This window comes from Kineococcus halophytocola (assembly GCF_041276425.1).
GTDB lineage: Bacteria > Actinomycetota > Actinomycetes > Actinomycetales > Kineococcaceae > Kineococcus > Kineococcus halophytocola.
The window spans coordinates 1-16543 of sequence record NZ_JBGFTU010000034.1 but is presented as its reverse complement, the minus strand read 5'-3'; the positions used below and the strand labels follow the sequence as shown (position 1 = coordinate 16543).

Sequence of the window (16543 nt, the reverse complement as noted above, 5' to 3'; positions counted from 1 at the left end):
ATCGCCCACCTCAAGACCCGCTGGCGGGCTCTACGCCACGTCAGCCTGTGCCCCTGGCGCATCAGCGCGATCGTCGCCACCGCCTTGGTCCTGAGCCGAATGGAGAACCGCTACTGACAAAGGCTCACTGCGACGCCGGGTGATCGAGGATCGCGGTCCGAGCCACGGTCCCGTGCGGGCGGCACTCGTCGGGTCCTCCTCGGCGTGCGGTGGCGCCGACGGGGACGTGCACCCGCAGGGCCTGCTCACCGGGCTCACTCCTCGGTGAGGCGCCCCTGCACCTCGTAGCGCGCGGCGTGGTCGCGCAGGTACTCGCGCAGGTAGGGGACGGCGACGTCGACCAGCCCGTGACCGGCGGGCTTGATGATGCCGGCCGTGATGAGGCGGTCGCGGTAGACGTTCTGGTACTGCACGTCCCGTGACGTGCGCGCCGCCACGGCACTCGTCCTCGACGGTCCGTCGTCCTGGGCCATCGCGACGAGGTACGTCCGGTCGACGGCCGACAGTGATGCGAGGTTCGCCTCGTGGACGGTGCTCCCCAGACGAACCTGGGCCGCGGCGACGCCCGCCGCCGCGGCCTCGGCGCCGATGACGCCGTCGTCCGCCCGTCGCCAGACGTGGTAGCCGACGAGCTGCACCATGAAGGGGTAGCCACCTGTGGCCGCCGTGGCGACGTCCAGAGCCTCCTCGGTGATGTCGACCTCGCTGCCCGCGATGGTCGTGGACAAGGCCACCCGGACGTCGTCGAGGGGGACGTCCGCCAGGGTCTGCCGGTCGGCGCGCCGGAGGAACGCCAGGACGTCGTCGTTCAGGAGGTTGCCGATCTCCTTGCGGTGCACTTCGTCGATGGTCACCAGCAGGCCGCTGCCCCGCTCCTCGAGCGGTGCCAGCGGTGCTTCCAGGGCTTCGCGCAGACCGGGGGAACGTGGGGCTGGGGGTGGAGCGAACTGGGCCCCGCCCGGGCGACCGACGGTGAAGCCCGTCACTGCACGGCGCGTCCGGGGGGCGTGGTCGAGGGTTTCGAGCGCCCTGACGGCCGACAGCCGGACACGCTCCAGGAGTCCCGGGGTCGCCGTCTCGTCGATGGTGACCCAGCCCGTCGTCCGGGCGATCTCCGTCAGCTCGGCGAGCACGACCGTCTTCCCGACACCGCGGGCCCCCGTGACGAGGGAGAGGCGCCCCGGCGCGCCCGGCCCGTCCTCGAGCGCGATCCGGAAGTCCTCCAGGACCGCATCGCGTCCGATGAGGACGGGTGGGCGGGCTCCTGCGGTCGGCGTGAAGGGTTCGGCACACGTCCTCCTCTTTTACATCCTTCATGTTTGCCGCTCGTGCTCCTCCGCAAGGCCGCCGGCGACGCCGATGAGCGCGGTGGTGAGCCGTCGATCACGCCGCTCGTGAACCTGCCGAGCGGCTCGCGAACTCGCCGAGCACCTGTCCCGGTGACGGGTGAGCAGGGGCGGCCCGCGTCCGCCACCCGCTGAAACCCGTTGGCACTCCGGCAGCCCGCGCTGCCACGGTGGTGCGGTGATCGCCTCCGGGGGCAACCGCATCGAGTGGGCCGAGCTGCCCGTCGCCGTCCACGCCGCCGTCGCCGAGGTGCTGGGCGCGCCCGTCGCGCGCGCCGTCTCCCAGCCCGGGGGTTTCTCGCCCGGGTCGGCCGACCGCGTCGAGACGGCGGCCGGGACGCGCGCCTTCGTCAAGGCCGTGAGCCCGGCGCAGAACGCCGGCAGCCCCGAGCTGCACGCGCGTGAGGGACGCATCGCCGCCCTGCTGCCCGCGGGTGTCCCCGCGCCCCGGTTGCTCGGCGCGCGCGAGGTGGGGGACTGGCAGGTGCTCGTCCTGGAGGACGTGCCCGGCCGGCACCCGGCCCTGCCGTGGCGGCCCGAGGAGCTGGCCCCCGTCGTCGCGGCCCTGGAGACGCTCGCCGCCGTCGGCACGCCCTGCCCCGTCCCGGACCTGCCGACCGCCCGGGAGTCCCTGGCCGGGGAACTGCCGGAGTGGGCGCTGGTGCACCTGGACGGCGACTGCCTCGTCCACCTGGACCTGCGCGCCGACAACCTCCTCCTCACCGGTGGCCGGGCGGTGCTCGTCGACTGGCCGCACGCCTGCACCGGCCCGGTGTGGCTGGACCTGCTGGCCCTGCTGTTCGAGGTGGACCGGCTGGGGGACGAGGGCCTCGCCGAGGACGTCCTGCGCACCTCGCCGCTGACCCGGGACGTCGACCCGGGCGTCCTGACGACCGTCCTGGCCGGCTTCGCCCACTTCTTCCTGACCCGCGCCGCAGAACCGGACCCGCCCGGCCTGCCGACGCTGCGCGCCTTCCAGCGGGTGCAGGGGGAGGCGCTGGAGCGGTGGGTCTCCCGTCGTCGCGGCTGATCCCCGCCGGGGCGCGCGTGAGAGGGTTGTCCGGTGCCCGTCTTCCGCGACGACGACTCCCGACGCGTCGACCTGGAGCTGACGGCGCTGCCGCGGGGGTCGGCCGTCTCCGAGGTCGCCCGTCAGATGACCACGCTCATCGCCGACGGCACCTTCGCCCCCGGGACGCGGCTGCCGCCCGAGCGGTCGCTGTCGGAGTCGCTGGGGGTCGGCCGGTCCGCGGTGCGGGAGGCGCTGGCCGCCCTGGAGATCCTCGGGCTCGTCTCGGTCCGTCCCGGGTCCGGCACCTACGTCCGCGACAGCATGTCCGAGCTGCTGCCCACCACGCTGAGCTGGGGGCTGATGCTCTCGGCCGGGCACACCGCCCAGTTGTCCGAGGTGCGCAGCGCGCTGGAGGTGCAGGCCGCCGTGCAGGCGGCCGGGCGCATCGACGACGGAGCCCTGGCCCGGCTGCGCGGCCACCTGGAGGCCATGGAGTCCGGCACGGGTGACCTGCGGGCCTTCATCGAGGCCGACGCGGCCTTCCACCGCCAGCTCGCCGACGCCGCCGGCAACGACGTCATGGGGCAGCTGCTGCAGACGGTCCGCTCCCTCCTGCGGGTGTGGGTCGAACGGGGGCTGCAGACGCAGGAGCAGGCGCGCGAGGCCTGCCGCGAGCACCGCGCGGTCTACGAGGCCGTGGCCGCGCACGACGCCGACGCGGCCCGCCGGGCGATGGTCGAGCACATGCGCACGGCGGGCGACCGCGTCGAGCACACCGAGCCGAGGTCGGGCAGCTCCCTGGCCGTCTGACGCCCGGCCTGTGCGACGATTCCCGTCAACCGGTTGACCAATCGGGCTCACCGGACCTGATCTCGGGAGGCGTCGTGGCCGTCGGAGTGTCCACCTACGCGTTCAGCCACCGCTGGGACCCGGCGGGGCCGGAGCCCCTGTCGCTGCTGGAGATGCTGCACCAGGCCGCCGATCTCGGCGCCGCGGTGTTCCAGGTCTGCGACCACCCCGACCTGGAGGCGCTGACGCCCGACCTCGCCGCCGCGCTCCGCGCCGCCGCGGCCGGGCGGGGGCTCGTCCTGGAGACGGGCACGCGCGGCACCGGGGTGGGCCACCTGCGCCGCCACCTGCAGCACGCCCTCGCGCTCGGGGCCCGCACCGTCCGCTCGATGGCGTACGCCGTCGTCGACGGGGTCGAGGACCGCCCCACGGCGACCGAGAGCATCGCCCGCCTGCGCGAGGTCGTCCCCGAGTACGCGGCCGCGGGGGTGACCCTCGGGCTGGAGACGTACGAACAGATTCCCACCGCCGACCTGCTCGCGATCGTCGAGGCGGTCGACGACCCCCACCTGGGGATCGTCCTGGACCCGGCGAACTGCGTGGCCGCCCTGGAGCACCCGCGCGACGTCGTGCGCCGCCTGGCCCACCGCGTGGTCAACGTCCACGTCAAGGACTTCGCCTTCACCCGCCGGGAGGGGTGGGCGGGGTTCACGCTGGCCAGTTGCCCGCTGGGGGAGGGGCAGCTCGACTACCGGGACCTGCTGGCCGTCGTCGAGCCGGATCCGGCGCGCGTCCACCAGGTGCTCGAGCACTGGCTGCCGCCCCAGGGCGACGGCCCCACGACGCGCGCGGTGGAGGCCGCGTGGACCGAGCGGTCCCTGCGCACGCTGGAACGCCTCCAGGACTGACTTCAGTCAACCGGTTGACCAATCTGGTGGTGGGGTGCGACAGTCGCGCCGAGCCGCCGGTGTGACTGAGCGGCGCACTCCCCGCCACCTCGCGTGGCTCCGACCCGTGCAAGGGAGCACGCTCCATGAGCACCCCCGTGAGCCCCTCCGTCACCCCGGAGGCCGGCAGCACCGCCCTGCGCAAGGCCGCGCTGCGACTCATCCCGTTCGTCGCGGTCATGTTCTTCATCAACTACCTCGACCGGACGGCGATCAGCTTCGCCGGGCCGAACGGGATGAACGACGACCTGGCCCTGACCGCCGCCCAGTACGGGTTCGCGGCGGGCATCTTCTTCGTCGGCTACATCGTCCTGGAGATCCCCAGCAACCTCGCCCTGCACCGGTTCGGGGCCCGCAAGTGGCTGGCCCGGATCATGGTCAGCTGGGGCATCGTCGCGGTCCTGTTCACCTGGGTCCAGAGCGACACCCAGCTCTACTGGCTCCGGTTCCTCCTCGGCGTCACCGAGGCGGGGTTCTTCCCCGGCGCCATCCTGTTCCTGACGATGTGGTTCCCCCGCGAGTACCGCCGCCGGGCCCTGGCCGGGTTCTACCTGGCCCAGCCGCTGACCACGGTCATCGGCGCCCCGCTGGCCGGTTTCCTCATGCAGTCCGGGCACGGCGTGCTCGGTCTGGAGGGCTGGCGCTTCATGTTCCTCTGCGTCGGCGTCCCCGCGATCGTCCTGGGCGTCGCGTGCTGGTTCTACCTCACCGACCGTCCCGAGGACGCGCGCTGGCTGACGGCGGCCGAACGGGCCTGGATGCGCCGGGAACTGGACGCCGAGGCCGGCGAGAGCGAGCAGCGCGGTCACGTCTCGGCCCGCCGCATCCTCGGTGAACGCCGGGTCTGGGCGCTGGCCGTGGCCTACTTCGGCCTCATCTACGGCCTGTACTCCCTGGCGTTCTTCCTGCCCACCATCATCGGAGGCTTCCAGGAACGGTTCGGCACCACGTTCTCGGTCTTCGAGAAGGGCCTGGTGACCGCCGTCCCGTACGTCCCCGCCGCGGTCGTGCTGTTCCTGTGGTCGCGCCACATCTACCGCAACGGTTTCAAGAGCTGGCACATCGCGCTGCCCACCCTCCTGGCCGGTCTCAGCGTCCCCGTCGCGCTCTACATGAACTCGCCCTTCCTGACCATCCTGGTCATCGCGGTGACCGCCTGCGGCATCTTCATGGCGCTGCCGAACTTCTGGTCGCTGCCGGCGCAGTTCCTCACCGGCGCCGCGGCCGCCGCCGGCATCGCGTTCATCAACACGTTCGGCAACATCGGCGGTTTCTCCGCGCCCTACGTCACGGGCTGGCTGGCCGACCTCACCGGCGACGAGAAGCTCGGCCTGTGGCTGACCGGCGGACTGCTCGTGCTGTCCTCGGTGATCCTGCTCGAACTCTCCCGACGCAGCCGGTCGGCCTCGAACCCCGACCGCCCGGCGGCCCAGACCACCCCCGCCTGATCCCCGACCCCCCAGGAGCGAGCACATGACCACCACGACCGAGAACCCCGCGCAGAGCGGCCCGTCCACCTCCCCGGTCCGCGTCGCCGTCGTCGGCGCCGGCGGCAAGATGGGCATGCGCGTCTCGCGCAACCTGGCCCGGTCCCGGCACGAGCTGCGCTACGCCGAGGCGTCCCCGGCCGGCGTGGAGCGGATGGCCGCCGAGGGCCGCCGGGCGGTGCCCACCGAGCAGGCCGTCGACGGCGCCGACGTCGTCGTCCTCGCCGTCCCGGACACCGTCCTCGGCGCGGTCTCGCAGGCGGTCGTACCGGCCATGAAACCCGGCTCGATCCTCCTGACCCTCGACCCGGCCGCGGCCTACGCGAACCTGCTGGCCCAGCGCGAGGACGTCCTGCAGGCCGTCGCGCACCCCTGCCACCCGTCGGTGTTCCTCGAACGCACCCGCGCCGAGGAGTACGCCGACAACTTCGGTGGCGAAGCCGCCCTGCAGAACGTCGTCGCCGCCTTCGAGCACGAGGACACCCCGGAGAACCTGGCCGCCCGGGACGTGGCCGAGGACGTCATCCGGATCATGTACGGACCGGTCGACACCGTCCACTGGGTCACGGTGAAGCAGCTCGCCCACCTCGAGCCCACGCTCGTCGAGACCGTCGCCTGCATGATCGGGTCGCTGCTGAAGGAGGCCCTGCACGAGACCGTGCACACCGTGGGCGTCCCGGAGGAGGCCGCGCGGGCCATGCTCCTCGGCCACGTCCAGATCGCGCTGACCAACACCCTGCGCGGGTCCAACCCGTTCTCCGAGGCCTGCCTCATCGCCATGGACTACGGGCGCGAGACGATCGTCAAGGACGACTGGAAGAAGATCTTCTCCGACGGCGAGCTCGACCACGTCATCACCCGGATGCTCAAGCTGGACTCGATCGAGCGCTGAGACCCCGCCCTCCTCCCCGTCGCCGTCGTCCAGCACGACGGCGACGGGGGAGAATGGCCCCGTGAGCACCGTCCCCTCCGACCAGCTGACCGACGTCCCCGCCGAGCAGGTGGCCGCCGAGTCCGCCCGCCGCCGCACCATCGCCGTCATCAGCCACCCGGACGCCGGGAAGTCGACGCTCACCGAGGCCCTCGCCCTGCACGCCAGGGCGTTGCGCGAGGCCGGGCACGTCCACGGCAAGTCCGGGCGCGCCGGGGTCGTCACCGACTGGCAGGACATGGAGAAGCAGCGCGGGATCTCCATCAGTTCCGCCGTCCTGCAGCTGGACCACCGGGACACGGTCGTCAACGTGGTGGACACCCCCGGGCACGCCGACTTCTCCGAGGACACCTACCGCGCCCTGACGGCCGTCGACGCCGTGATCATGCTGATCGACGCGGCCCGCGGCATGGAGGTGCAGACCCGCAAGCTGTTCGGCGTGTGCAAGCAGCGCGGGCTGCCCGTCATCACCGTCGTCAACAAGTGGGACCGGCCCGGCCAGGAGGCCCTCGCGCTGCTCGACGAGGTCGAGTCCGTGACCGGTCTGCGGCCCACCCCGGTGACGTGGCCGGTCGGCATCGCCGGTGACTTCCGCGGGCTGCTCGAACGCTCCACCGGCGGGTACGTGAAGTACACCAAGGCCCCCGGCGGGGCGACCCTGGCCGTCGAGCAGCGCATGGACGCCGCCGGTGCCGAGGCCGTCGAGGGCGAGGCGTGGCGGCAGGCCGTCGACGAGCACGAACTGCTCGAGGCGACCGGCGCCGACCACGACGAGGACGAGTTCCTCGGGTTCCGCACCACGCCGCTGTTCTTCACCGCCGCCGTCGCGAACACCGGGGTCGGGCAGGTCCTGGACGCCCTCGTCGACATCGCCCCCTCCCCGCGCGACCAGCGCGACGTCGGCGGCGAGGTCCACCCCGTCACGAGCCGGTTCACCGCCCAGGTGTTCAAGACGCAGACGGGCATGAACCCCGCCCACCGCGACCGCCTCGCGTTCGCGCGCATCCACTCCGGGGTGTTCCACCGCGGCATGACCGTCCGAGACGACCGCAGCGGCCGGCCCATGGTCCTCAAGCACGTCCAGACGGTGTTCGGGTCCGACCGCTCCACCGTCGACGTCGCCTGGCCCGGGGACGTCATCGGTCTCGTCAACGCCCGCCACGTCAACGTCGGGGACACGTTGTCCGAGAACGGCCGGACCGCCTACCCGCCGCTGCCGGTGTTCGCCCCCGAGCACTTCCGCACCGTGCGCCCCAAGGACCTCGGGTCGGGCAAGCAGTTCCGCCAGGGGTTGCGCGAGCTCGACGCCGAGGGCGTCGTCCGCGTCCTCACGTCCGACTCCCGCGGCGACGGCGAACCCGTCCTGTCGGCCGTCGGCGCGCTGCAGTTCGACGTCGTGCAGTACCGCATGACCCACGAGTTCCGCTCGCCCGTGCTGTTCACCGAACTGCCCTTCACCACGGCCCGCATCATCGACCGCAAGGACGCCCCCCTGCTGCGCGCCCACCGCGGCTGCGAGGTCGTCGAGAACGCCGAGGGCCGGGTGTTCGCGCTGTTCACCGACGAGTGGCGGGTGCGCAGCTTCGAGCGGGACAACCCGGACGTGACGCTGGAGCAGCTCGTCGCGACGAGCGACTGAGGGGCACCCGCCCGGAGCTCAGCGGCCCACGAACCGTCCCGGCGTCGTCCCCAGCACCCGCCGGAAGTGCCGCGTCAGGTGCGGCTGGTCGTGGAACCCCGCGAGCACGGCGGCCTCGGCGGGGCGGTGGCCGGTGAGGAGCAGCCGGCGGGCGAGGTCGACGCGGCGGCCGGTGAGGTAGGCGTGCGGCGGCATCCCGACCTCGCGGGTGAACGTGCGGACGAGGTGGGCGCTGGACACCCCGAAGCGCTCGGCCGCGTCGGCCAGCAGCACCCCCTCGACGACCCGGTCGTCCAGCAGGGCGCGCAACCGGCGGGCCAGGGGTGCGTCCCGACGCGGCGAGGGCGGGGTCCGCAGGACGTGGGCGGCGACGGCGTCGAGCAGCACCGCGGCCCGGGCGTGGACGTCGAGGGGGTCGGCGTGCCCGTTCAGCCGCGCGTGCAGGTCCCGCACCGCGACGGTCAGGCGGGGATCGGGGAGTTCCGGCGCGTCCGCCAGCCGGCCCGCGGCCGTGGCCGGCAGCGCGTCCGGTTCGAGGTAGAGGACCCGCTTGCCGAACCCCGTCGCCGTCGCGGCCCGGCCGTCGTGCGGGACGTGCGGGGGCAGCAGGGTCACGAGGCGGCCGGTGTCGTGGGGGCGGCGGTCCAGGGCGTAGTGCACCGCGCCGTCCTCGACGAGCAGCAGCGTCCACGTCTCGTGGGTGTGCAGCGGGTAGGCGTGCTCGACGAACCGGGCGCTCAGCACCTCCGCGACGCCGGGGACGCCCGGCCGGTGGCTGCGCACCCGCTCCCGGACCGGATCGGGACCCACGTCAGGAACGTACAAGACCACCCCGTCCCCTCCCGGGGACCGTGGTGCTCGTGACCGACACCCTCGCCGAGACCCGTCCCGAGACCCGCACCGCCGTCCTCGTCCGCGACGACCTGGCCCCCTGGCAGCGCCTGAACGTCACGGCCTTCCTGCTGAGCGGCATCACCGCGGCCCACCCCGAGCTCGTCGGCGAGCCCTACGCCGACGCCGACGGCACCGCCTACCTGGCCCTGCTCGGACAGCCCGTCCGGGTCTTCGAGGGCGACGCCGCGACGTTGCGCACCGCGCGGGAGCGGGCGGTGCGGCGGGGGGTGTCGACGGCCCTGTTCACCGCGGAGATGTTCACGACCGGCCACGACGCCGCCAACCGGGCCGCCGTCGCGGCCGTGGCGGCGGCGGACCTCGACGTCGTGGGCCTGGCCGTGCACGGCCCCCGGAACGGCCTCGACAAGGTTCTCAAAGGAGCCCACGCGCACCCCTGACGCTCGGTTACATTCGGGAGGTGACCTCGGGCAACTCCTTCCCCGGCCTCCCCGGGTCGGTGGTCGTGCGCCTGGAGGAGGACCCGGCCGGGACGGCCCTCGTGCTCGTGGCCCTGGCCGGGGAGGTGGACATGTCCCTGGCCCCCGAGCTGGAGCGGTGCGTCGACCAGGCCCTGGCCGCCCGCCGGCCCGTCGTCGTCGACGCGGACGCCGTGACGTTCATGGACTCCACCGGCCTGGGGTTCCTCGCCCGCCTCGCCTCGCGCAGCGGCGAGCGCCGCATCACCGTGCGCGCCGCGCCCGAGCACGTGCGCCACCTCGTCCACCGTGCTCGACTGGACGAGATGATCGACCTGCAGACCCGCCCCGGCGCCCCCGCGTGAGCCGCCTCGACGTCCTGGACTGGCGCCGCCGCGTCGGCGACCTGTACGCGCAGGTCCGCGCCCGCACCCCGCAGGAGGGCCACGCGCTCTGGCGCGCCGGCCGCGACGAGCTGTTCGCCCACCACCGGGCCGGGCCGCTGCTGCCCGCCGACCGCGCTGCGTTCACCGGGCTGCCCGTGGCCCCCTACGACCCGGCGCTGCGGTTCGAGGTGCCCGTCGAACCCGTCGAGGAGGCGGCCGGACCCCTCCGGCGCGAAGCGGTCACCGGCACCGACGGCACGGTCGTCCTCGAGCGGGTGGGCACCGTCACGCTGCCCGGGGTGGGGACGCTGGACGTCTGGTGGCTCGACCAGTACGGCGGCGGGTTGTTCCTGCCGCTGAAGGACCCCGGCCCCGGGTACGGCGGGGGCCGGTACCTGCTCGACACCGTCAAGGGCGCCGACCTCGGCAGCACCGCGCGCGGACTCGTCGTCGACCTGAACTTCGCCTACCCGCCGAGCTGCGCCTACGACCCGGCGTGGGCGTGCCCGCTGCCCCCACCGGGAAACGTCGTCGACGTGCCCGTCACCGCCGGCGAACTCGCCGGACCGTGGGGCGGCTGAGCCCCCGGCCGAGTCGGGCCCTCAGTCGAACGGGACCGCCGGCACCGGGACGCGCTCGCGCAGGTCCACCACGCGCGGCGTCCGGCCCCGGCGCCAGGCGCCCAGCAGTTGCTCGGTGGCCTCGTCGTCGCCCGCGCAGCGGAACATGCCCAGGGTGTAGATGCGCGCGGCCTCCTCGGCCTGCCGGTGCCAGGAGAACTCCTCGCCCAGCTGCAGGTACACGTCCACGTCCGCGCCGTGGCTGTCCAGGACCTCGTCGGCCAGCACCACGGCCTCGCGCAGGTGCCCGCACACCAGCAGGGCCGACACCACGTAGCAGCGGGTGTCGGGGGCGACGTGGTCACCGGTGCCCAGGGCCTCCCGGGCCAGGCGCAGCGAACGTCTGGCGTCCCCGGCGAAGGCGGCGTGCTCGCTGGCCGCCACCAGCAGCCGGCCCCGGCTCACCGAGTCCCCCGGCACCGCGCGCCGGGCCCAGGCCTGCAGGAGGTCGGCCACGGCCCGTTGACCCCGGGCGTCGTTGACCGCGCTCAGTTCGACCCGCTCGAGGTCCTCGCAGCTCACAGGTGCTCGCACCGTCCGGAATCTAGTGAGACGACTCCTCGCCCGTCGCGCCCGCGGAGCCCGTTCGACCAGGGTTCACGCGTTCGGCGCAAGCTCCACGACGACGGGCGCGTGGTCGGAGGCCCCCTTGCCCTTGCGCTCCTCGCGGTCGATGGTGGCGCCGGTGACGCGCCCGGCCAGCGCGGGGGAGCCCAGCACGAAGTCGATCCGCATGCCCTGGCGCTTGGGGAAGCGCAACTGCGTGTAGTCCCAGTACGTGTACGTGCCCGGACCGGGGGCGTAGGGGCGCACGACGTCGGCGAAACCGGCGTCCACGAGGGAGCGGAACTCCGCCCGCTCGGGCTCGGACACGTGCGTGGCGCCCGCGAAGAAGTCCACGTCCCACACGTCGTCGTCGGTGGGGGCGACGTTGAAGTCCCCGACGAGGGCCACCTGCGCCTGCGGGTCCTGCGCCAGCCAGCCCGCCCCGGCCGAGCGCAGCGCCTGCAACCAGGCCAGCTTGTAGACGTAGTGCGGGTCCTCGAGCCCGCGCCCGTTCGGCACGTACAGGCTCCACACGCGAACCCCGCCGCACGTCGCGCCGATCGCGCGGGCCTCCGTGACCGCCGGCTCCCCGAACTGCGGCACGTCGGTGGAGAACCGCGTGCTGACGTCCTCCAGCCCCACGCGCGAGACCAGGGCCACCCCGTTCCACTGCGACAGGCCGTGGTGGGCGACCTCGTACCCGAGGTCGAGGAAGGCCTGCTCGGGGAACTGCTCGTCCTTGCACTTGGTCTCCTGCAGCGCCACGACGTCGACGTCGCTGCGGTCGATCCACGCCAGCACGCGGTCCAGGCGGGCACGGACGGAGTTCACGTTCCAGGTCGCGAGGCGCACGCGCGGGACGTTACCGCCCGCGGCCCGAGGGCACCGTCCGCAGCACCTAAGCTTCGGGACCGTGAGCACCGACCGAGAACGCCTCGCCGACCTCGTCAAGGCCAAGGCCGTCGTCCACGGCAAGGTCACGCTGTCCAGCGGCAAGGAGGCCGACCACTACGTCGACCTGCGCCGGATCAGCCTCGACGGTGAGGCCTCGGCCCTCGTCGGGCCCGTCCTGCTGGACCTGGTGTCGGACTGGGACTTCGCCGCCGTCGGCGGGCTCACCATGGGCGCCGACCCCGTCGCCCTGGCCATGGTCCACGCCGCCAACGCCCGCGGCTGGGCCCAGGCCCACGACGGCGCCGCGCTGGACGCGTTCGTCGTCCGCAAGGCCGAGAAGACGCACGGCCTGCAGCGCCGCATCGAGGGCCCCGACGTCGCCGGCCGCCGCGTGCTGGCCGTGGAGGACACCTCCACCACGGGCGGGTCGGTGCTCACCGCCGTCGAGGCGCTGCGCGAGGCGGGGGCTGAGGTCGTCGGCGTCGTCGTCATCGTCGACCGCGACACCGGCGCCAAGGAGGAGGTCGAGGCCCGGGGCGTGCCCTACCGCTACGCCTACGGCCTGGCCGACATCGGGCTCGCCTGATGGGCGCCGCCGGGACCGTCGTGCTCGTCGTCGTCGTCCTCCTCGTCCTCGCCGTGGTGCTGTGGGCCGTCAGCACGCGCGCCGGACTCGTGCGGATGCGGGACCTGGCCGTCGAGGCCGGGGCCCTCGCCGAGCAGCGCCGCAGCCGCCTCGCGGACCTGTCCGCGCACGTCGCCGCCCAGGAGGCGGGCGAGACCGGCGCCGACCCGCAGACCGTCAAGGCGCTCGCCGACGCCGAGCACCGCCTCGCCGGGGACGTCGCCTTCCACGACGCCGCGGTCCGCGCCTACGACACCCGCCTGCACGCCGTGCCCGCCTCCTGGGTGGGGGCCCTGTCCGGTCTGCACCCGCTGGGCGCCGCGGCCGAGCACCAGCGCTGAGCGTGCCCGCCGACGTCCTCGCCGACGTCCTCCCGGCGCTGCGCTGCCCGCACTGCGCGGGGCGGTTCGAGCTGTCCGGGCGCGTCCTGGGGTGCGCTGCGGGCCACCGCTTCGACCTCGCCCGCCAGGGGTACGTGAACCTGGCCGTGGGCCGGTCCGCCGCCGGTGACAGCGCCGCGATGGTCACCGCCCGCGACACCTTCCTCAGCGCCGGTCACTACGCGCCGGTCGCGGCGGCGCTCGCCGACCGCGCGACCCCCGGGCTCGTCGTGGACGTCGGCGGGGGGACCGGGTACTACCTCGCCGCCGTCGTGGCGGCCACCGGCGGGACCGGCGTCGTCGTCGAACCGTCGACCGCGGCGCTGCGCCGCGCCGCCCGGGCCCACCCCCGCGTCGCCGCCGTCGGCGCGGACGTCTGGCGCGGGCTGCCGTTCGCGGCCGGGTCCGCCGACGTCGTGACCACCGTCTTCGCCCCCCGCGGCGTCGCCGAGGTCGCCCGCGTGCTGCGCCCCGGTGGACGCTGGATCGTGGTGACGCCGCTGGCCGAGCACCTCCAGGAGGTGCGCGAGCCGCTGGGCATGGTCGGGGTGGAGGAGCGCAAGGCCGAGCGCCTGCACGCCGACCTCACCGGCTTCGAGATCCTCACCGAGGACGAGCTGCGCTTCACCCGGACGCTGGACCGCGAGAGCCTGCGCGCGCTCGTGCTCATGGGCCCCAGCGCCCACCACGTCGACCCCGCCGCCCTCGACGCGCGGCTCGACGCCGTCCTCGCCGGCCGGGGCGGGGGCGTCGACGTCACCGTGGGTGTCCGCCTCACGGTCGCCCGGGGTGGGGTCGTTGACGCAGGGCGCTCATAGGTTCGGCGCTTCGCGTCAACGACCCCCCACCCCGGCCGCGCGGACGGCGGGCCCGAGCCCCTCGACGGTGACGGTGAGCGAGGCGGCGGCGAGGTGGGCGGCGAGCGCGTCCGCCCCGCCGAGCGCGACGGCGACGACGGCGTGCCAGCCGTCCGCGGCCCACTGCACGTCCTCCACGGCGAACGCCCGGCGCAGCTCGGCCTCGACCCGGCCGCCGTCGGCGAGGCCGGCGGACACGCCGACCAGCTCGACGCGGCGGCGGGGCACCGTGCCGGCCTCGGCCAGGGCCGCGCTCACCGACCCGCCGTAGGCGCGCACGAGCCCGCCGGTCCCCAGCAGCACCCCGCCGAACCAGCGGGTCACCACGACGGCGACGTCGCTCACCCCGGCCCCCCGCAGGGCGGCGAGCATCGGCGCCCCGGCGGTCCCGGCGGGTTCGCCGTCGTCGGAGGAGCGCTGCCCCTGACCGTCCTCGCCGAGCACCCACGCCGTGCAGTGGTGGCGGGCGTCGGGGAACTCCCGGCGCACCCGGGCCACGACGTCCTCGGCGGCCGCGGCGTCGGCGACCGGTTCCAGGGTGGTCAGGAAGCGGGAGCGTTCGACGACGAGCTCGGTGCGGACGGCGCGGGCCGGGACGGGCAGCGGGTCGCTCACGAGCGCGCGCGGGCCCGCCGGCGGCGGATCCAGGAGGCGAGCGGGGCGATGATCGAGGCGAGGATCGCGACCCCGGCGATGGAGTAGGCGAGCGTGCGGATCCAGGGCAGGGAGTCGGCCGCGTGCCCGGCCAGGACGAGCAGCGCCCCCCAGCACAGCGCGCCGACGACGTTGGCCGAGGCGAACTTGGCGTAGGGCATGGCCGCGGTCCCGGCGATGATCGGCGTGAACGCGCGCAGCCACGGGATGAACCGGCAGGCGACGACGGCGAACCAGCCGTACTTGGCGTAGAACGCCTCGGCCTTGGGCAGGTGGTGGGCGGCCTTGCCGGCGCGGCGCAGCAGCCAGGGCCGCCCGAGCCGGCGGCCGGACCAGTAGCCGACGGTGTCACCCAGGATGGCGGCCAGCGTCACCCCGACGACGAGGACGGGCAGCGACAGCGGTGACCCGTCGCGGGCCGAGAGCAGCCCGGCGGTGAACAGGACGCTGCTGCCCGGCAGCCAGAAGCCGATGAGGGTGCCCGTCTCGGCGAAGACGATCCCGAAGACGAGGACGTACAGGCCCAGCGCGCCCAGCTCCTCCAACGGGGGGTCGGCGAGGTGGGCGAGCCAGTCGGACACCCCGCGATCCTCTCAGGGGGAAGGGCAGCCTCACACGGTCAGGGTGGCGAGCCGGGCCCGCTCGGCGTCCTCCAGGCGGCGCGGCCGGCCGGTGGCGAAGTCGTAGGCGACGCAGACCGTCGAGGCGGTCACGTACGTCGCCGGGGTGCCGGTGACGGGCGGGTCGGGTTCGCGGACCTCGTAGTCGACCTCGAAGCTGGCCCCGCCGATCCGCCCGACCCACAGGTCCACGGCGACCGGCTCCATCCGGTAGTCCAGCGGTGTCTTGTACTCGATGGTGTGCTTGGCCACGACCATGCCCGTCGCCAGCATGGGTGCCGCCCCGTCGGGGGAGGCCATGCCGAAGGCGCGCACGCGGGCCTCTTCGAGCAGCCGCAGCAGTTCGACGTTGTTGACGTGGCGGTAGGCGTCCATGTCGCCCCACCGCAGGGACAGGAGCAGGCGCTGGCGCGGCACCCGGACATCCTGCCGGGTGGGTGTCAGCGGGGGTTGCCGGGGGTCTGGTGCTCGGGGACGGCCGGTCGGGGCGGCAGGTCCTGCGCCCGGCGCTGCTTGGCCCGGTCGCGCAGGTACTCGATGCCGACGGGGATGAGCGACAGCACCACCAGCAGCAGCAGGCCCAGTTCGAGGTTCTCCCGGATCAGCGTCACGCTGCCGAGGGCGTAGCCGAGGAGGGTGATGCCCGTCGCCCACAGCACGGCGCCGATCGCGGAGAACGTCAGGAAGACGCGGCGGGGCATGGCCCCGGCCCCGGCGGCCAGGGTGATGAAGGTGCGCACGACCGGCACGAAGCGGGCCAGGATGATCGCCCGCGCCCCGTAGCGCTCGAAGAAGTCGCGGGTCTGCTTGATGCGCTTGGGCGTCAGCAGCCGGGAGCCCTCCCGCTGGAAGATCGCCGGGCCGGCCTTCTTGCCGATCTCGTACCCCACGGCGTTGCCGAGGAACGCGGCGACCGACAGCAGCAGGCAGGAGACCCACAGCGGGTCCTTGAGGATCCCCGAGTGGGTGAACAACCCGACGGTGAACAGCAGCGAGTCCCCGGGCAGGAAGAACATGAACAGCCCGCACTCGACGAACACGATGGCCACCGAGACCCACAGCGCGGCCATCCCGAGGGAGTCCAGGAAGCTCTCGGGGTTCGCCCAGTCCGGCAGCAGGGCCGGCGCGGCGGCGGGTGCGGCGGACCCCAGGGCAGCCGAGAACTCGGCGAGGAAGGACACGGCCCCAGGGTAAGTCCCGCGGTGCGGACCGAGGGCGGGGCGGGGCGGGAGTTCAACCCGGGGGATGACCCCGGGCGGGCAGGATCACCCACTCGTCGTACGGGCGGGTGGGCGAACGTCACCTCCCCGGTCCTCGACACCGGGGAGGTGACGTTCCCCGCCCCGGGCGCGGTGCGCCCGGTCAGACGGGTGGGTCAGACGGTGCGGGTGGTGGGGTCCCAGTCCTGCGGCAGCAGCTCCGCCGGGGTCACGGTGCTGGACACCGGCACGAACTGCCCGGTCTGGGCGGACTCGATGATCGAGACCATCGCATCGACCA

At 74.2% G+C, this 16543-nt stretch carries 20 protein-coding genes and 1 pseudogene; 13 read left to right on the top strand and 8 right to left on the bottom strand.

All coding sequences use genetic code 11. The annotated features are described in order from the left end of the window. Positions 1–117: pseudogene (locus tag AB2L27_RS19465) on the top strand (IS5/IS1182 family transposase); the annotation flags it as partial. A 137-nt stretch (positions 118–254) separates the two neighbouring features. Here the strand turns inward: AB2L27_RS19465 and AB2L27_RS19460 are convergent. Next, entirely contained in the window at positions 255–1244 is a 990-nt protein-coding gene (locus AB2L27_RS19460) for an ATP-binding protein (RefSeq protein ID WP_370443150.1), read from the bottom strand. Positions 1245–1524: 280 nt separating this feature from the next. Here AB2L27_RS19460 and AB2L27_RS19455 point away from each other — a divergent pair, with 280 nt between their 5' ends. The 6 genes from AB2L27_RS19455 to AB2L27_RS19430 all read left to right on the top strand — a co-directional run bounded on the left by AB2L27_RS19455 (position 1525) and on the right by AB2L27_RS19430 (position 8151). Further along, positions 1525–2376 (top strand): phosphotransferase, encoded by an 852-nt coding sequence (locus AB2L27_RS19455; RefSeq protein ID WP_370443149.1) that lies wholly within the window; start codon positions 1525–1527, stop codon positions 2374–2376. A 33-nt stretch (positions 2377–2409) separates the two neighbouring features. Next, the gene (locus AB2L27_RS19450; protein ID WP_370443148.1) at positions 2410–3168 is read left to right on the top strand and encodes a FadR/GntR family transcriptional regulator; all 759 of its coding nucleotides are present in this window, start codon (positions 2410–2412) and stop codon (positions 3166–3168) included. 74 nt (positions 3169–3242) lie between these two features. Continuing rightward, positions 3243–4055 (top strand): sugar phosphate isomerase/epimerase family protein, encoded by an 813-nt coding sequence (locus tag AB2L27_RS19445; RefSeq protein WP_370443147.1) that lies wholly within the window; start codon positions 3243–3245, stop codon positions 4053–4055. Positions 4056–4180: 125 nt separating this feature from the next. Further along, the gene (locus AB2L27_RS19440; RefSeq protein ID WP_370443146.1) at positions 4181–5542 is read left to right on the top strand and encodes an MFS transporter; all 1362 of its coding nucleotides are present in this window, start codon (positions 4181–4183) and stop codon (positions 5540–5542) included. A 25-nt stretch (positions 5543–5567) separates the two neighbouring features. Beyond that, positions 5568–6473: a phosphogluconate dehydrogenase C-terminal domain-containing protein gene (locus AB2L27_RS19435; RefSeq protein WP_370443145.1), complete on the top strand. Its 906-nt coding sequence runs from the start codon at positions 5568–5570 to the stop codon at positions 6471–6473. A 61-nt stretch (positions 6474–6534) separates the two neighbouring features. Beyond that, complete coding sequence (locus AB2L27_RS19430; protein ID WP_370443144.1) at positions 6535–8151, top strand: peptide chain release factor 3; 1617 nt, start codon at positions 6535–6537, stop codon at positions 8149–8151. Between the two features lie 18 nt (positions 8152–8169). Here the strand turns inward: AB2L27_RS19430 and AB2L27_RS19425 are convergent, their stop codons facing one another. After that, the gene (locus tag AB2L27_RS19425) at positions 8170–8961 is read right to left on the bottom strand and encodes a helix-turn-helix transcriptional regulator (protein ID WP_370443143.1); all 792 of its coding nucleotides are present in this window, start codon (positions 8959–8961) and stop codon (positions 8170–8172) included. A 50-nt stretch (positions 8962–9011) separates the two neighbouring features. Between AB2L27_RS19425 and AB2L27_RS19420 the strand changes: the two genes are divergently transcribed. The 3 genes from AB2L27_RS19420 to AB2L27_RS19410 are packed head-to-tail and all read left to right on the top strand — an operon-like array spanning position 9012 to position 10428. Further along, complete coding sequence (locus AB2L27_RS19420; RefSeq protein ID WP_370443142.1) at positions 9012–9443, top strand: DUF2000 family protein; 432 nt, start codon at positions 9012–9014, stop codon at positions 9441–9443. 20 nt (positions 9444–9463) lie between these two features. Further along, positions 9464–9826: an STAS domain-containing protein gene (locus AB2L27_RS19415; protein WP_370443141.1), complete on the top strand. Its 363-nt coding sequence runs from the start codon at positions 9464–9466 to the stop codon at positions 9824–9826. Beyond that, complete coding sequence (locus tag AB2L27_RS19410) at positions 9823–10428, top strand: DUF1684 domain-containing protein (protein ID WP_370443140.1); 606 nt, start codon at positions 9823–9825, stop codon at positions 10426–10428. Before AB2L27_RS19415 ends, AB2L27_RS19410 begins: the two co-directional genes overlap by 4 nt. A gap of 21 nt (positions 10429–10449) precedes the next feature. On the opposite strand, the gene AB2L27_RS19405 is transcribed toward AB2L27_RS19410, so the two are convergent. Next, positions 10450–11001, bottom strand: coding sequence for a hypothetical protein (locus AB2L27_RS19405; RefSeq protein WP_370443139.1), 552 nt, complete (start codon positions 10999–11001; stop codon positions 10450–10452). Positions 11002–11064: 63 nt separating this feature from the next. Then, positions 11065–11865 (bottom strand): exodeoxyribonuclease III, encoded by an 801-nt coding sequence (locus tag AB2L27_RS19400; RefSeq protein WP_370443138.1) that lies wholly within the window; start codon positions 11863–11865, stop codon positions 11065–11067. Between the two features lie 61 nt (positions 11866–11926). Here AB2L27_RS19400 and pyrE point away from each other — a divergent pair, with 61 nt between their 5' ends. Genes pyrE through AB2L27_RS19385 form a run of 3 tightly spaced genes read left to right on the top strand, consistent with a single transcriptional unit; the run spans position 11927 to position 13730 of the window. Beyond that, positions 11927–12493, top strand: coding sequence for an orotate phosphoribosyltransferase (gene pyrE / locus AB2L27_RS19395; RefSeq protein WP_370443137.1), 567 nt, complete (start codon positions 11927–11929; stop codon positions 12491–12493). Beyond that, positions 12493–12873 carry a hypothetical protein gene (locus AB2L27_RS19390; RefSeq protein WP_370443136.1) on the top strand — a complete coding sequence of 127 codons (381 nt, stop codon included), beginning with the start codon at positions 12493–12495 and terminating at the stop codon, positions 12871–12873. Before pyrE ends, AB2L27_RS19390 begins: the two co-directional genes overlap by 1 nt. 2 nt (positions 12874–12875) lie before the next feature. Further along, positions 12876–13730 carry a methyltransferase domain-containing protein gene (locus AB2L27_RS19385; protein WP_370443135.1) on the top strand — a complete coding sequence of 285 codons (855 nt, stop codon included), beginning with the start codon at positions 12876–12878 and terminating at the stop codon, positions 13728–13730. A gap of 15 nt (positions 13731–13745) precedes the next feature. On the opposite strand, the gene AB2L27_RS19380 is transcribed toward AB2L27_RS19385, so the two are convergent. The 4 genes from AB2L27_RS19380 to AB2L27_RS19365 are packed head-to-tail and all read right to left on the bottom strand — an operon-like array spanning position 13746 to position 16224. Then, a complete protein-coding gene (locus AB2L27_RS19380; protein ID WP_370443134.1) occupies positions 13746–14384 on the bottom strand; it encodes an IMPACT family protein in 639 nt (212 codons plus the stop codon). Beyond that, on the bottom strand, positions 14381–15004 hold the full coding sequence (locus AB2L27_RS19375; RefSeq protein WP_370443133.1) for a DedA family protein: 624 nt from the start codon (positions 15002–15004) through the stop codon (positions 14381–14383). The genes AB2L27_RS19380 and AB2L27_RS19375 overlap by 4 nt, the downstream gene beginning before the upstream one ends. Before the next feature lie 30 nt (positions 15005–15034). Continuing rightward, complete coding sequence (locus AB2L27_RS19370) at positions 15035–15460, bottom strand: acyl-CoA thioesterase (RefSeq protein ID WP_370443132.1); 426 nt, start codon at positions 15458–15460, stop codon at positions 15035–15037. A 23-nt stretch (positions 15461–15483) separates the two neighbouring features. Next, positions 15484–16224: a DedA family protein gene (locus AB2L27_RS19365; protein WP_370443131.1), complete on the bottom strand. Its 741-nt coding sequence runs from the start codon at positions 16222–16224 to the stop codon at positions 15484–15486. Positions 16225–16543 lie beyond the last annotated feature (319 nt).

Coding starts and splice junctions, on each gene's coding strand:
- AB2L27_RS19440 (WP_370443146.1), top strand. CDS start 4,181: ATGAGCACCCCCGTGAGCCCCTCCGTCACCCCGGAGGCCGGCAGCACC.
- AB2L27_RS19435 (WP_370443145.1), top strand. CDS start 5,568: ATGACCACCACGACCGAGAACCCCGCGCAGAGCGGCCCGTCCACCTCC.
- AB2L27_RS19390 (WP_370443136.1), top strand. CDS start 12,493: ATGGGCGCCGCCGGGACCGTCGTGCTCGTCGTCGTCGTCCTCCTCGTC.